This is a genomic window from Neobacillus sp. MER 74, from assembly GCF_023714155.1.
This window is the reverse complement of the sequence record NZ_JAMAUV010000004.1, coordinates 304,852-318,884: the sequence shown is the minus strand read 5'-3', so window position 1 is coordinate 318,884 and position 14,033 is coordinate 304,852. Positions and strand designations below refer to the sequence as shown.

Annotated in this window: 16 protein-coding genes; 1 reads left to right on the top strand and 15 read right to left on the bottom strand. The window is 39.7% G+C overall.

Annotation, left to right across the window (positions count from 1 at the left end; all coding sequences use genetic code 11):
• Positions 1-88: 88 nt before the first annotated feature.
• The 6 genes from M3610_RS10135 to M3610_RS10110 all read right to left on the bottom strand — a co-directional run bounded on the left by M3610_RS10135 (position 89) and on the right by M3610_RS10110 (position 7,672).
• A complete protein-coding gene (locus M3610_RS10135; protein ID WP_098571278.1) occupies positions 89-1,330 on the bottom strand; it encodes a glutamate-5-semialdehyde dehydrogenase in 1,242 nt (413 codons plus the stop codon).
• 6 nt (positions 1,331-1,336) lie between these two features.
• Positions 1,337-2,449: a glutamate 5-kinase gene (proB, locus tag M3610_RS10130; RefSeq protein WP_251458896.1), complete on the bottom strand. Its 1,113-nt coding sequence runs from the start codon at positions 2,447-2,449 to the stop codon at positions 1,337-1,339.
• A gap of 367 nt (positions 2,450-2,816) precedes the next feature.
• Positions 2,817-3,425: an alpha/beta hydrolase gene (locus tag M3610_RS10125; protein WP_251458895.1), complete on the bottom strand. Its 609-nt coding sequence runs from the start codon at positions 3,423-3,425 to the stop codon at positions 2,817-2,819.
• Between the two features lie 203 nt (positions 3,426-3,628).
• Positions 3,629-4,477 (bottom strand): DUF3307 domain-containing protein, encoded by an 849-nt coding sequence (locus M3610_RS10120; protein WP_251458893.1) that lies wholly within the window; start codon positions 4,475-4,477, stop codon positions 3,629-3,631.
• 14 nt (positions 4,478-4,491) lie between these two features.
• On the bottom strand, positions 4,492-5,301 hold the full coding sequence (locus M3610_RS10115; RefSeq protein ID WP_098571282.1) for a hypothetical protein: 810 nt from the start codon (positions 5,299-5,301) through the stop codon (positions 4,492-4,494).
• Positions 5,302-5,425: 124 nt separating this feature from the next.
• Positions 5,426-7,672 (bottom strand): DEAD/DEAH box helicase, encoded by a 2,247-nt coding sequence (locus M3610_RS10110; protein ID WP_251458891.1) that lies wholly within the window; start codon positions 7,670-7,672, stop codon positions 5,426-5,428.
• A 98-nt stretch (positions 7,673-7,770) separates the two neighbouring features.
• On the opposite strand from M3610_RS10110, the gene M3610_RS10105 reads away from it, so the two are divergent.
• Positions 7,771-8,715, top strand: a complete 945-nt coding sequence (locus M3610_RS10105; protein WP_251458889.1) for a hypothetical protein — start codon at positions 7,771-7,773, stop codon at positions 8,713-8,715.
• A 69-nt stretch (positions 8,716-8,784) separates the two neighbouring features.
• Here the strand turns inward: M3610_RS10105 and M3610_RS10100 are convergent, their stop codons facing one another.
• The 9 genes from M3610_RS10100 to M3610_RS10060 form a co-directional block, all read right to left on the bottom strand.
• Positions 8,785-8,985, bottom strand: a complete 201-nt coding sequence (locus M3610_RS10100; RefSeq protein ID WP_180229945.1) for a helix-turn-helix domain-containing protein — start codon at positions 8,983-8,985, stop codon at positions 8,785-8,787.
• Positions 8,986-9,161: 176 nt separating this feature from the next.
• Positions 9,162-9,809: a deoxyribose-phosphate aldolase gene (gene deoC, locus M3610_RS10095; protein ID WP_251459021.1), complete on the bottom strand. Its 648-nt coding sequence runs from the start codon at positions 9,807-9,809 to the stop codon at positions 9,162-9,164.
• Positions 9,810-9,986: 177 nt separating this feature from the next.
• Positions 9,987-10,247, bottom strand: coding sequence for a EutN/CcmL family microcompartment protein (locus M3610_RS10090; protein ID WP_251458887.1), 261 nt, complete (start codon positions 10,245-10,247; stop codon positions 9,987-9,989).
• Entirely contained in the window at positions 10,247-10,522 is a 276-nt protein-coding gene (locus tag M3610_RS10085) for a BMC domain-containing protein (protein ID WP_026567441.1), read from the bottom strand. The genes M3610_RS10090 and M3610_RS10085 overlap by 1 nt, the downstream gene beginning before the upstream one ends.
• Positions 10,523-10,810, bottom strand: a complete 288-nt coding sequence (locus M3610_RS10080; protein WP_098571287.1) for a EutN/CcmL family microcompartment protein — start codon at positions 10,808-10,810, stop codon at positions 10,523-10,525.
• A 91-nt stretch (positions 10,811-10,901) separates the two neighbouring features.
• Positions 10,902-11,360 (bottom strand): ribose 5-phosphate isomerase B, encoded by a 459-nt coding sequence (gene rpiB, locus M3610_RS10075; RefSeq protein WP_251458885.1) that lies wholly within the window; start codon positions 11,358-11,360, stop codon positions 10,902-10,904.
• Positions 11,357-12,196, bottom strand: a complete 840-nt coding sequence (gene tpiA / locus M3610_RS10070) for a triose-phosphate isomerase (protein ID WP_285851050.1) — start codon at positions 12,194-12,196, stop codon at positions 11,357-11,359. Before tpiA ends, rpiB begins: the two co-directional genes overlap by 4 nt.
• 11 nt (positions 12,197-12,207) lie before the next feature.
• Positions 12,208-12,486: a BMC domain-containing protein gene (locus M3610_RS10065; protein ID WP_098571329.1), complete on the bottom strand. Its 279-nt coding sequence runs from the start codon at positions 12,484-12,486 to the stop codon at positions 12,208-12,210.
• 113 nt (positions 12,487-12,599) lie between these two features.
• Positions 12,600-14,033, bottom strand: coding sequence for an aldehyde dehydrogenase family protein (locus M3610_RS10060; protein WP_098571290.1), 1,434 nt, complete (start codon positions 14,031-14,033; stop codon positions 12,600-12,602).

Sequence of the window (14,033 nt, the reverse complement as noted above, 5' to 3'; positions counted from 1 at the left end):
TTTCCTCTTCTTTGGATAGTTTCCAACCCATCAATAAAAAAACAGGTAAGGACCAACCAACATCCTTACCTGTTTTTTTGGTGAATCACTATGACCGAATTTGTCCAGTTCCACGGACAATCGCTTTCGTTGTTGTTAACGCTCGGAGGCCCATTGGTCCGCGGGCATGAAGCTTTTGTGTACTAATTCCAATTTCTGCGCCATAACCAAACTGCTCGCCATCGGTAAATCGGGTGGAAGCATTATGATAGAGGACCGCTGCATCCACTGCCTGGAAGAACAAACGAACATGGTCAAGATTTTCACTGATGATGGCCTCGGAATGTTTCGTTCCATACTGATCAATATGATCAACCGCTGCCTTTACATCAGTAACCAATTTTACCGCCAAAACTGGTGCTAAAAATTCATTTTTCCAATCCTCTTCCGTGGCCTGCTTTACAAAGGGATAGGCAGCTGTTAAAACTTCATCTCCACGCAGTTCCACTCCCCGGTCATGAAGCGAATATAATAATTTTTCTGCATATGGCCATTTTTCGTGAATTAGCACGGTTTCCGCTGCATTACAAACGGATGGCCGATGTAATTTTGCATTGATCGCAATATCGATAGCCATGTTTTCTTTAGCAGTTTCATCAATGAAAACATGACAATTGCCTACGCCTGTCTCTAAAACTGGAACTGTTGCATTTTGAACAACTGATTGAATTAACCCTGCTCCGCCGCGAGGAATAAGCACATCGAGGTATTCATTCAATTTAAACATTTCAGCGGCTGTTTCACGGCTCGTGTCCTCTAAAAGTTGAACGGCATCTGCTGGAATAGCCGTTTCAGTGAGTGCCTTCTGCATGACATGAACAAGCGCTTTATTGGAATGGATCGCCGAGGTGCTCCCTCTTAAAAGAACAGCGTTACCAGCTTTTAAGCACAGACTCCCTGCATCAACCGTAACATTAGGACGCGCTTCATAGACCATTCCAATGACCCCAAGCGGAACTCGAATCGTTTCGATTTGTAACCCATTCGGACGGTTCCATGCTTCAATTGATTCGCCAATTGGATCCTTTAAATCTACCAACTGTCTTACTCCATCGACAATCTGTTCAATTCTTTCATTTGTTAAAAGAAGGCGATCCAAAAGCGAATCGGAAAATCCATTTTCTTTTCCTGCTTCTATATCTTTTGCGTTTTCGGCGATTAACCATTCTTTCTCCGTCAATAAATGGTCCGCCATTGTTAACAACGCTGTATTTTTGTCTTCAGTTGACAGCATTCCCAATTGTTTAGATGCCCTTTTCAATTTGCTGGCCTTTTCTAATAATTCACTCATTTATTTTCACTCCTTTGGCATTGTGACCCAATTATCCCGATGAATCACTTCTGCTTTTTTATTAATCGAATAATCTTTTGATTGTTCACTCGGCAAGCCTTTTACTTTTAGTAGATTCTTAGAAGAATAGTAGCTTTGTCCTTTCCCAACAATTCTCCCTTTTTGATTGCGGACCACGACAACATCTAAGGCATTAAACTCTCCAATTACATTGGTCACTCCCACTGGCAGTAGACTTTTACCTTGAAACAATACTGCATTCACTGCCCCATCATCAATTTCGATTACACCACCAACCTGTGAGTGGTAGGCGATCCATTGCTTCCTCATTTGCATTTGTGTTTGGAAGGGCCCTCCAATATAAGTCCCATCCCCTTTACCAGCTAATATATCCACCAATTTTTCCTTTCCCTTACCTGTGCCGACAAAAACACTGACACCGAGGGAAAGAGCTTTTTTTGAAGCTAGTAATTTTGACTTCATTCCGCCTGTTCCTACCGAAGAACCAGCCTCGCCTGCAACTCCTAGGAGGGTTTCAGATATCTCGGGAATAAAATGATATTTTTTAGCTTCTTTTGACGTTTTGGGATTGTCATCATATAAACCATTCACATCCGTTAAGATCATCAGTGCATTGGCATGTAAGAAGCCACTCACAAGAGCAGACAACATATCATTATCGCCGAAAGTCAATTCATCAATTGCCACCGAATCATTTTCATTTATTATTGGTAATACACCTTTTTGAAGCAACTTCTGAATCGTATTAAAGAGGTTATGAAACCGGACCTGGCTATAGAAGTCTTCTCGCGTTAATAAGATTTGGGCAGGTACAATATTAAACTCATTAAACAACTGAATATACTGTTGCATCAGTAGCCCTTGACCAACAGCAGCCGCTGCCTGTTTCCCCGATACCGTTTTGGGACGTGTCGGATAACCAAGTGAGCCAAAACCTGCGGCAACAGCTCCGGATGAAATAAGTAAAACATCATGCCCTTGTTCTTTCAAGAAAGCAAGTGCCTCCACATGGTCATGTATTTTTTCTTCAGAAATTGTCCCTGAGGCATTCGTGAGTGAACTGCTCCCAATTTTTACAACCACCAACTGTTTTTTCATTTCCCTCTAACCCTTCTTTTAAAATAAAAAAACGACTCTTCTGTCCTTATAAAAAGGACGGAAAGTCGTTTCCGCGGTACCACCTTTATTGATGCCATGCACCCACTTTGGACCCGTAACGAGGGTGACGGCTTATGTTTGCATAAGCAGTGTGTGTGTGGGCAGGTTCAACCTTTTTCCGTGAGAAACCTTTCAGCCGGCGGGTTTCACTCTCTAGCACGTTCCCAAGATTTACTAATCCCAAACTATTTTTCGATTTATAATTTCTTTGATTATCCTTAGAAAATGATAAAAAGTCAATAGAATAGTTTAAATTTTTAAAATAAAAAGCTAACCGAAAGTTTTCCGGATAGCTTAAATGTCAGTCTTATTTATTGATTTGTTTATACCACGTAGCTGCGGCCTCGACTTCGCTGTAGCTTAATTGGTGTCCATTATGCTCCCAGTGAAGATGGACTTTGGCATTTGCATTTTCCAACATCTTTTCTAGGTCACCTGATTCCAGAGGCGAACAAATCGGATCATTAGTTCCTGCGCCAATAAAGACATTTACCTCTGATAAATCAGGCAATTCAATCCCTCTTAATGGCACCATTGGATGATGGAGAATGGCTCCTTTTAAGGCATCTTTGTAATGGAACAACAAACTTGCAGCGATATTCGCACCATTGGAATATCCAATTGCGATGATATTCTTACGATCAAATTCATAAGTTTGTGAGGCTTCGTCTAGGAATTCATACAATTCTTTTGTACGAAGAATAAGATCCTCCTCATCAAAAATCCCTTCAGCTAATCTGCGAAAAAAACGCGGCATCCCATTTTCAAGGACATTTCCACGCACGCTTAAAAAAGAAGCATCTTCATCAATTTTCCCTGCAAGTGGAATCAAATCTAACTCTGTTCCTCCGGTTCCATGCAGTAATAAAAATGTTGGCTTCGTGGCGTCTTTCCCTTTTTGAAAAATATGTTTCATCGTATCGGTCCCCTTTCTTAGGTAAAAGTTCCTTACATTATTGTTAGAAACTTGGTCATTCCCTAATCGTAAAAGTTTCTTTAATCTCTTTATTTCAATTATCTCGAATATGAGATAATATTAATACTAAATGAATACCTCGTCAACTTTTTTGATTAATTGTAAAAAAAAGCACCCACTGGATGCTTTTCTTTTGATAACACCTATGTTAGGACGCTTTTCAACAAAATCCCAAAAGTAATTCCAAGAAACATCGAAGTTAGTGTTCCCAATAAAAAATACTCTGCCCAGTCCCGATCATCCATTTGTTTAAAGCGAGCAATCGATTTGGCAGCCACAATAAATCCAATCGCTGGGTAAGCGCTATAAAATGTTAACAATAAGACTAGTAATCTCTCAATATAGCCGATTAATTTCCCTCGTGAAAGATCATGCTTACTGAAAACTGTATAATTGTATTCTTCTGTTAATCCTTTTTTACCCCTCCGGCTAAACTCAGCTTCATTTCGTTCATTTTTAAATGAATATTTCCCCTCAAAGGTCAATAATTGATTGGGCAGGGAACCGAGGAGGATCTTGATCATATGTCCGCTTACAGTTGTTGTTAGAATAACAATAATAATAAAAAACAGAACAGACTCTATGAATCTTAATCCGCCTTTCTGTTGAACAAACCCTTCAATGTTAAACCGAAAGCAGAACACACATACGAAAAGAATCACCCCTAAATGCAGAACCTGATCTAAAACAAAGTAACCGAGCCGCTTCATGTTATCTTCGTTCGTCATTTTCAATTTATCCATCAACATAATCTTGAACCAATCCACAAAGAGATGTGATGCTACAATACCAATTAAAGGGATGAACAAGGATTTAAGGATATTCTCAAAATTAAAGTAGAAAATCCAGAATCCAACTAATACAATGCCCGTAGTTAAAAGATGATGGCTGACATGTTTCCATAAATTACTTCGTTTATCAATCACCATGTCATCTGTTTGTAAATAAAAATCAGCAAGAAAGTGGGCAAGAACTAGACTTAAAAACAACATGGTTTCTCCTCTCTCTAAAGGCTGGGACTTAAGAATGAATGAATGTGTATAGGTTCCTGCAAGTGAGTCCGGATTCTGGTGGTAAGGTTTTCATTTGTTGTTTGTGGATGAATCGCACTGTCAGGATACGCTTTTTCTTGTAATGAATGCAGTATACTAATAATCTTTGAAAAAGTATTTAGGATCTCCTCACTATTTCCCTTTTTAAAATGACTTGATATCGTGGGAGCGGTTTTGCGAAGAATCTTAGCAATCTCCTTTTGCTGTTTTAAAACAAGGAAGAGTGTGCATACCATTTTCTGGATATCCGTTTGACTTTGTATCAACTTCAACTGTAAATATAATAAAGCATTAATAAGTGTTTCAAATTCATTCCTGAACTTATGGTAAGGGAACGACTCCTTTGATTCATTAGGATAGAATTGATCTAATTCGAACTTAAAAAGCATTCTGTTTTTTTCTTGTTTTATTAAATCATTTGCATATCTTGCTTGTTTAACCAATGGATGGATCCATTTTTCAATATCCAGTTCTTTTACTTCCTTGTCAATATCTCCAAAGGCCAAGCCGAAATAAGGCATATGTTCCTTGTATTTCCACACCCTGCTTACAAAAAAGGCAATCGTATACGCAGTTGAATATCCAGGACCAACAAAAATAATTTCATCTCCGGCACGATGCTTGATTTGGATCGGCCCAAGATCCTTTGTCCAATACGTGATCCAGTCCACCACTTCATCCAAATAAACAGTAAGTTCCTCCCCCCTATTTGGGGTGGAAGAATTACTTACATCCAAAATAAAAATCGATATCGGAACATTCATTTATTATCCCCTTCAGCTCCTAGTTAGATTATATAATCTAATTTTAATTAAGTTAGATTATATTGTCAAAGAAAAACCAAATTAGCTCAATTCGTGGAACTACTTCTTGTGAACTATAAGTAAACTATTCCTCCCGCTTCTGAAACTGTCCTATTAAATACTCACACATTCTCTCCGAATGGAGTCTTACTGCTATATAAGGTGGACGGACTCCTTTTGCCGCTTCTAATGGCAAACCAAGCCATAAAACCTGCTCATCAATCAAGATAAATGGAAACGGAAAGCTGTTGCTCCATATCTGATTGGGCTGTAGTTCTTCCCATGATTCTTCCGCCAAAACGGTCAATTTCACGGACTGGCTTCTTTTTTGGAGTTGTTCCTTCCACTGTTCAGAAAGATCCGTTTGCGGCGGCAAACAAAGAATAATTGATCGTTTTGCTGACCCAAGGTCCAGGAATACTTTCTCTAACTTACGTGCATGCATCCATTGCAGCCTAGGATGCTGATTCTTGATCCATTTTCCAATATCCTTCGTCCCGATTGTTTGCTGCATACGACCTTGATGTTCCACAAGCTGCCTTAGTGTTTTACCATTATACACATGTTTTCGAATAAATGATTGATCGCTGACATGTATGAACTTTCCCTTTGTTCTGGTGATGGCCACATTAATCAAACGTTCACTATCCTTACCAGTGAGAAGCATCCCTGCTCGTGTTTGCGGTTCACTGTCCACCGTGTCAAAAATCATGACATCACGTTCACTGCCTTGAAATCTGTGCACGGTCGCAGAAATAATGTCAGCGGTTGAACATTCCTTTTCATATAAGTCAGCAAGCAGTAACTCCATTAAATTAGCTTGCGCGCGGTATGGGGTCACATAACCAATTGAACGAGCCCCAGCCACATAGGACTCATGTATTAACTGAAAGGACAATAATACATGCCATATATTCATGCGTGAATTCGATGCTTTTTCTGTCATGCCATACACCCCTGAGTGACTTGTATCAAGAAGAACAGATGCCATTCCTTGAAAGGGTGAAAGATCTACGATTGGTTTTCTATTTTTTAGAACACTTTCATGATCGCCGACAAGCGAGTGGTAAATATACTGATTCGTGAAGGATGAGATATCCGGATGCATCCTCCGTTGCTCTTTTAATAAAAAAAGGTGGGGATGCAGCATTCCATCGCGAACCCAGTCAACCACACCAGCGCGATGGAAGATATCTTCTTTTAACCACAAGGTGACTAATGGATCCCGAGAGGAGGCAATTGGTGGTAACTGTTTAAAATCACCACAAATGATCACTCGCTTTCCAAGAGTCGCAGCAAAAGCAGCTTGAGGGACATAAGCCATGCTGGCTTCATCCAGGATGACAAGGTCGAATTCTTTTTCATAAATTGCTGCATCACCCGCCGCTTTGGCAAGTGTTGACCCCACGATGTACGCATCCTTAATAAATTCAAGCTCTTTTTGGCGAATTTTTTCAAGAACTCTGGCAATTTTAGTTTCTAGTTCAAGCAATTGATTCGTGTCTCTTTTACTAAAAGAATGAGCGATATCTTGCTTTAAATTCCGTCTTTCCGCTAGTAACAGTTCCTTCTCCTCTGCTAGCTGAGGATCTTCTTTATGAAGGAGTTGACTAGTGGTCACTGCTTCATGATCGGCAAATTGTTCGCCTGTATTGAACCCATAGCGGAGCACATCCCCCTCACGAAAACGGCCTTTCTTTTGAATAAAGGCTGATATCTCATGAATGAGGACATCTACCGCTTGATTACTATGTGATAAAATTAACACTTTCTTTTCCTGGAAATACTTATTTGCGGCTACTCGTGCCAATGTATAGGTTTTCCCTGTTCCAGGAGGACCCCAAACAAATGTAACGGGGTTGTATTTGGAACGTAAAACGAGTTCATGAATATTGCTTTTACTTTTTTCAATTGGATGCTTAGCGGGCATAGAGGGGTCCATCAATCTTTTTACTCGGATTCGTTTTTGCTTATTTTTTTTCATTTCATCCAGCCGTTCAATGAGCTGTTCAAGTAATTCCCATGGATCATGAAAAAGCTGTGCTTCGTGAATTAAATCTCCAAATGATTGTTCCATGGCAAGCATAACTCCCTTCCCTTCAGAAGAAAGTACTCGACCGCTCTGTTTCATACTCCCCCACTCAAGTCGAACCTGAGAACCGATAGGTATACGAATCGAAAAAGCGGTATCGAAGTAGTATGTATAAGAACCCTCCGTGGATAACAGCCTTCCATTTGTAACAAGAAACTTATTGCTGCCATATTTTTTTAAATGGAGGATTTCATTCTGTAACGCTTTTTGCCATTCTTTAATAAAATTTATAACCTTCATTAGAATAATCCCTTCTAGATGCATATCCTTAATAAAAAAGGAAAATTTGTGCTGATTCCAAATATTATACATTAAATAGATATGGAGGGATATTTCTAATGAGTAATTTAGATTTCTTAGAAATAAGCCGGAATTTTAAGAGTTATTATCAAGCCTTACGGGATGCCCATTATTATTTAAGAAATGATCCTGATTTAAGCCAGGAAGAATTACACGCAGTTACAAAGGTATTGAGTAAATTAATTTATGGATTTATTCGGATTAAAGGGGTTTCTTTTCGAGAAATGGACCGCGAGCAATTCAAACAAGAATTTAATCTGTTTCATCAGGATTTTCTAAATGTCATTCAAAACAGCGGAGAAAATAATGTAGAATTCGAGCAATTCGCTGCTCTAATGGATGAAGTTATTGGGATTGCTGTAAAGAGAACCATTGCTCTTGGAAAAATAGAGAAAGTAAAACATCAAGCTTTATTTGAAAACGTTGAAATTGAAGAATTATCCGATGAGATAGAATTAGATGAAATAACGGATGAGCATGAATTGGAATTAAGTAGTGAAGTTGAAAATCATGATGCCGTTGAAGACATACTTGACGATACGATTGAAGAAATTGAAGAAATAGAAGAAATTGAAGAGATAGAAGAAATTGAAGTAATTAATGAAACAGAAGAGACAGTAGCTGAAGTTAAACCAAGAAATACTACTTTGAGAACTTTTAGTACTGATTTCGGGGCTCTAAAAAATGAATTTCAAGATGAAACTATTAATGATGAAGGTAGAACGTTTAGTACTGATGTTGAAACTCTAAATAATGAAGTTGAAGTTGTCTTATTTGAAATTGTAAATGATGAAGAAGATCAACCAGAACCAATTAATGAAGTGATAGGTGCAGAAGCGGTAATTGAGGCAGAGGCAGCCACTGAGACCCCTAAAAAAGTGAAATATAAATATATTGATGCTGCTCCAGTTGTGAATTATTATCAGGAAAATGAAAGTAGTGACAATTTCCGATTTAGACCTCGGAGGAGAAGAAATAGATAACACCCAAAAAAAGACCAATTTGGTCTTTTTTTATTAAAAAAAATCGCCAAAAGGCGATTTTGAATAGTATTAGATTGAAACGTCACCAATGGAGAAGGAGCAATTCAAAACATCAGAAATCTTCGCTAATGTGGAAACCTGAACATCGACTTCGCCTTCTTCTATCGCAGCAATCGTTCCGGCAGATAATCCTGAAAGCAAAGCTAATTTTTCTATCTCAATTTCACGATTTAATCTCATTTTCTTAAGTTGATGTCCAATATGGTTCATAGTAAGCCTCCTCATTATGTAAGCGATTTCATTTTGCTGATTTTATTATATTAAACTACTTAAATATTTTCAACACTTTTAATAGTAGAAGAAGAAAGAAATCTGAGTATTCCAAGTAACAATAATAGCAACTTAAAATACTCAAATTTCAACATAGCCACTGGAATAATAGCCTATTAATAACCGGTACCTTGACCGCCTGTAATAATCGCAATACTGGAACTTGCACCAATTCTTGTTGCGCCGGCTTGGATTAGCTTTCTTGCAGTATCTAAATCTCTCACACAGGCCGAAGCTTTAACACCCATTTCTGGACCGACCGCTTCACGCATAAGTTTAATGTCTTCAGCAGTAGCACAACCAGGGCCAAATCCAGTCGACGTTTTCACAAAAGCAGCTCCAGCCATTTTTGCGAGAATACAAGCTTTTTTCTTTTCTTCGATTTCAAGAAGGCCTGTTTCAATAATGACTTTTACTGGTGCATGACCATTCGCCGCTAATACAACACCTTCAATGTCTTTTTTCACTGTCTCAAAGTCCCCAGATTTTAGAGCACCAATATTTATAACCATGTCAATTTCAGTAGCGCCATTTGCAATCGCGTCACGCGTTTCTGCACACTTAACAAAAGTGCTCGTTGCTCCAAGTGGAAAACCAACAACGGTGGTTATTCCTACACCAGAACCTTTTAATTCGTGGGCTGCGGTTGCCACCCAGTAAGGATTCACACAAACAGTGGCAAATTTATGTTCTTTAGCTTCTTCACAAAGCTTCACAATTTGGTCTTTGGATGCTTCCGGCTTTAAAAGTGTGTGGTCAATCATCCGAGCCACAGATGGCCCAGTAATAATCGATGATGCTGTTCCTTCTTTATATGTCACATTTCCAGAAGTTGAAGGCTTCACTTCCTTCAACGCTTCTTTATTCGTTAATTGCTGCATAATTTGATTCGTAATTTGTTCTACTAAAGCTTCAATTTGCATCGTGCTCACCCCACATTATTATAATCGATCAACAATTCCGGCAATGACAGCATCAAAAGAACCATTAGGGTCTTCTAAAATGTCTCTTGCCGATCCACCTTCTTCTAGAATCAAGACATAATCGCCAACCCCTGCTGAAAAACGATCGAAGGCAATCATGGCATCCCCACATTCCTTACCTGATGCGTCCACAGGGATAACTACCATGAGCTTTTTATTTTGATGACTTGGTGTTTTAATCGTTGATACGACATTTCCAACCACTTTTGCTAGTTTCATTATTTTGCAACAGGAAGAATTTTCTCGATGTCTGAATGTGGTCTTGGAATCACGTGAACAGATAAGAATTCGCCAACACGCTGTGCTGCATCCGCACCTGCTTCAGTTGCTGCCTTAACCGCACCAACGTCGCCGCGAACCATCACACACACTAATCCTCCGCCTACATTTACTTTACCTAGTAAAGTCACATTTGCTGCTTTTGTCATGGCGTCTGCTGCTTCAATTGCTCCTACTAAACCTTTAGTTTCGATCATTCCTAATGCGTTGCTCATTTATATTTCCTCCATTCGATTAGTCACATTATAGTAGTCGATAATTCCTAAGATTCCAGCATCTGATGGAACCAACTCTTTATTAAGCGGTAAGGATGATTCCCTGCTTTTTGCTAAGTAAACAAGATCTCCTTCTCCTGATTGTCCAATCGTATCTATAGCCACAAGTGGTTTACCTTTATCCTTCAATTGCTGATCTACTGGTTGGACAATCAGGAGCTTTAAACCTATTAAATTCTCATTTTTATGTGTACAGACCATATTTCCTATCACTTTGGCTACAAACATTTTTCAAACCTGCCTTTTTTCTATATAACTCTGAGTTAAACACTCCTATTTTTCTCTCTAAACTGTATATCAGCGAATCTCAGATTTAGTACTAATTCCGCCCCAGAAAACGACTTTCGATTTCCATAATCTTCGTCACACGACGATCATGACGGCCGCCGGCAAACTCCGTTTCCAACCATGTCTTTACTAATTGTTTGGCAAGGCCTTCACCAATAAATTGACCGCCGATTGATAAAACGTTCGCATTATTATGCTCCTTACTGTTAATCACAGAAGATAAGTCCCAGCAAACTGCACCGCGGACACCAGGTATTTTATTCAATACCATTCCGCTTCCAATGCCTACACCATCAATCATAATACCAACATAGTTATCATTCGTTGCTACCGTCTCGCCAACAAGAAAAGCGATATCTGGATAATCAACAGATTCATTTGCTTTACAGCCATAATCTAAATATTCGTAACCTAATTCAGTTAAATAGGCCTTTAACTTTTCTTTTAGTTCGTATCCACCATGGTCGCAGCCGATCGCAACTTTTTTCATGAATTTTGTTCTCCTTTGGCAAATGCATTGATAATCACATCAAAAACATGAGCGTTTAAGCTCGCGCCGCCAACCAATACACCATCAATATCTGGCATCGCACTGTATTCTGCAGCGTTCCTCTCATTCGCAGACCCGCCATATAAAATCGAAATACCCTCCGCTTTTTGACCCATTAATTGTCTTAAAATAGAACGAATGTACGCGTGTGTTTCTTGAGCCAGTTCAGCTGTTGCTGATTGCCCTGTTCCAATCGCCCAGACAGGTTCATAAGCAAGAATAAAATGGGCTGTATCAATATCCTTCAACGCACCGATAATTTGCTTGGATAAAACCTGTTCTGTTTGCATAGCACTCTTTTGACCTAACGTTTCTCCGATACAGATGATTGGAGTAAGACCAGACTTGAGCGCTTGCTGAACCTTTTTGTTCACTAACTCGTCATCTTCAAAAGAATATTGTCTTCTTTCTGAGTGGCCAATAATGACATATTCGGAGCCCACATCCGTCAGCATACTGCCTGATGTTTCCCCAGTATAAGCCCCTTTGTCGGCCCAGTGAACATTTTGACCGCCCAATCCTATCGGTTTTCCAGATTGTTTGATAAATAATTGAGTCGGATATAGAAGTTGGGTTGGTGGACAGATAACCACTGACACATCATGACTGCTGTTTATTTTTTGAAAAAATTCAGCGGTCTCATTAAGGTCTTTGTTCATTTTCCAATTAGCAATCACATAAGTTTGCCGATCACATTGGAGCTCTAAGCCGCCTAGATTTTGACCAATAACATCTCTGACAAGATTTTTAATATAGCTTTCAATGGATTGTTCCATTTCCATTCACCTTATTCTGATTTAGGTAAAATACCTTCTACATCACCGTTAGGACGTGGTATTACGTGTACTGATAGAAGATTCCCTACGCGTTGGGCAGCTTCTGCACCAGCTTCAGTGGCGGCTTTTACTGCACCTACATCTCCACGGACCATAACAGTCACGATTCCTGCGCCCACTAATTCTCTGCCTACCAAGGTAACGTTTGCAGCTTTAACCATCGCATCTGCTGCTTCAATCGCACCTACTAAACCTTTTGTTTCAATCATACCTAAAGCTTCTTGACCCATTTTAACTCCTCCTCTAGTAATCTCTAATTTTGATTTTTCTTGATTTTTCAGTTGCTCTTCTTGTGAAGTGACTGTTTTATCTTCTTTTGCTTTCGCCATATCCTAACACCTCACTATATGATTCTTAATCCATCTACTAAAACGCAGCGGCGCTGGCGAGTAAATGTTTTTGCACTGGTTAATCCTTCACCTGTTGGTCCGGCAATGGTTAGTGTGGTAAAGCCTTCACTTTCAAAGCCCAAGCCCGAAACTGATGGCCCATTTTTCACAAAAATCGTTGCTTGAATTTCTTGTGCCATCTTAGTTAGATTCGTAATATTTTGCGAATGCATTATTGCTGTGTGCCGGTTGCCTTTCTCTGCAATAACAGCCAGTTCGATCGCTCGATCCACATCGGTCACTCTGACAATCGGTAAGATTGGCATTAACATTTCTGTCATTACCAATGGGTGATCCTTAGTGGTTTCAGCGATTATTAACTTAACATTTGGGCTTGCCTGAATGCCCGCTGCATGTAAAATCACCGCTGCGTCTTTACCAATGAAGTCTCTGTTTGGATAAAACTTATCATTCTTCTTTACAAGTACTTTCTCAAGCAGTTTTTCAAATTGAAACCCTCTAAGTTCAATTGCTCCGTTTTTGACCATTTCTGCTTTTAGGGAATTAGCTGCCTTATCAACAACGAACACTTCTTTCTCTGCGGTGCATAATACGTTGTTATCAAAGCTGGCACCTTTCACAATATCAACAGCGGCCTTGGAGATAATAGCAGTCTCATCAACAACTACAGGTGGATTTCCTGGTCCAGCGGCAATGACTTTTTTACCAAGTGCCATCGCTGCTTTTACAACGGGTCCTCCTCCAGTTACCACGAGCGCGTTCACCTGCGGATGATTCATGACTTGAGCTGAAGTTTCAAGATTAGGAGCTGCCACAGATGTGAGCGTATTTTCAGGTCCACCTGCTGCGATAATTGCTTGGTTTAATAGCTGAAGTGTTTGAATGGAAACACGTTTCGCACTAGGATGCGGGTTATAAACCACTGTATTTCCAGCAGCTATTAACGAAATGGAATTATTGATAACTGTCGCTGCTGGATTGGTTGAAGGTGTGATGGATCCAAATACGCCAATTGGTGCATACTCAACAAGTGTCAACCCATCATCACCCGAAAAAGCTGTGCTAACTAAATCTTCAATTCCAGGTGTTTTATTCGTCGCCAGGAGAATTTTCGCAACTTTATCTTCCACTCTGCCTAAACCTGTTTCCTCAACAGCAAGCTTTGCTAACTCTTCGGCATGCTCCCGGCTCACGGCTCGCATATTCTCAATCATTTTTTCTCTGATGGAAATGGGCAGTTTGCGAAGCTTTTCCCAGGCCAGTCTAGCTGCAGCCGCTGCTTCATCAACCGTTGAAAACACGCCATTGCCTAACTTGACATCATTTTGTGATGTGACAGTTTCAGCGGGGAATGTTGATGAATTCTGCCCTAGTTGACTGAGGACCTGTTCGACCATTTTTTTGATATCGGTTTCATTTAATTGCAA

Coding starts and splice junctions, on each gene's coding strand:
- M3610_RS10135 (WP_098571278.1), bottom strand. CDS start 1,330: ATGAGTGAATTATTAGAAAAGGCCAGCAAATTGAAAAGGGCATCTAAA.
- proB (WP_251458896.1), bottom strand. CDS start 2,449: ATGAAAAAACAGTTGGTGGTTGTAAAAATTGGGAGCAGTTCACTCACG.
- M3610_RS10125 (WP_251458895.1), bottom strand. CDS start 3,425: ATGAAACATATTTTTCAAAAAGGGAAAGACGCCACGAAGCCAACATTT.
- M3610_RS10120 (WP_251458893.1), bottom strand. CDS start 4,477: ATGTTGTTTTTAAGTCTAGTTCTTGCCCACTTTCTTGCTGATTTTTAT.
- M3610_RS10115 (WP_098571282.1), bottom strand. CDS start 5,301: ATGAATGTTCCGATATCGATTTTTATTTTGGATGTAAGTAATTCTTCC.
- M3610_RS10110 (WP_251458891.1), bottom strand. CDS start 7,672: ATGAAGGTTATAAATTTTATTAAAGAATGGCAAAAAGCGTTACAGAAT.
- M3610_RS10105 (WP_251458889.1), top strand. CDS start 7,771: ATGAGTAATTTAGATTTCTTAGAAATAAGCCGGAATTTTAAGAGTTAT.
- M3610_RS10100 (WP_180229945.1), bottom strand. CDS start 8,985: ATGAACCATATTGGACATCAACTTAAGAAAATGAGATTAAATCGTGAA.
- deoC (WP_251459021.1), bottom strand. CDS start 9,809: ATGATTGACCACACACTTTTAAAGCCGGAAGCATCCAAAGACCAAATT.
- M3610_RS10090 (WP_251458887.1), bottom strand. CDS start 10,247: ATGAAACTAGCAAAAGTGGTTGGAAATGTCGTATCAACGATTAAAACA.
- M3610_RS10085 (WP_026567441.1), bottom strand. CDS start 10,522: ATGAGCAACGCATTAGGAATGATCGAAACTAAAGGTTTAGTAGGAGCA.
- M3610_RS10080 (WP_098571287.1), bottom strand. CDS start 10,810: ATGTTTGTAGCCAAAGTGATAGGAAATATGGTCTGTACACATAAAAAT.
- rpiB (WP_251458885.1), bottom strand. CDS start 11,360: ATGAAAAAAGTTGCGATCGGCTGCGACCATGGTGGATACGAACTAAAA.
- tpiA (WP_285851050.1), bottom strand. CDS start 12,196: ATGGAACAATCCATTGAAAGCTATATTAAAAATCTTGTCAGAGATGTT.
- M3610_RS10065 (WP_098571329.1), bottom strand. CDS start 12,486: ATGGGTCAAGAAGCTTTAGGTATGATTGAAACAAAAGGTTTAGTAGGT.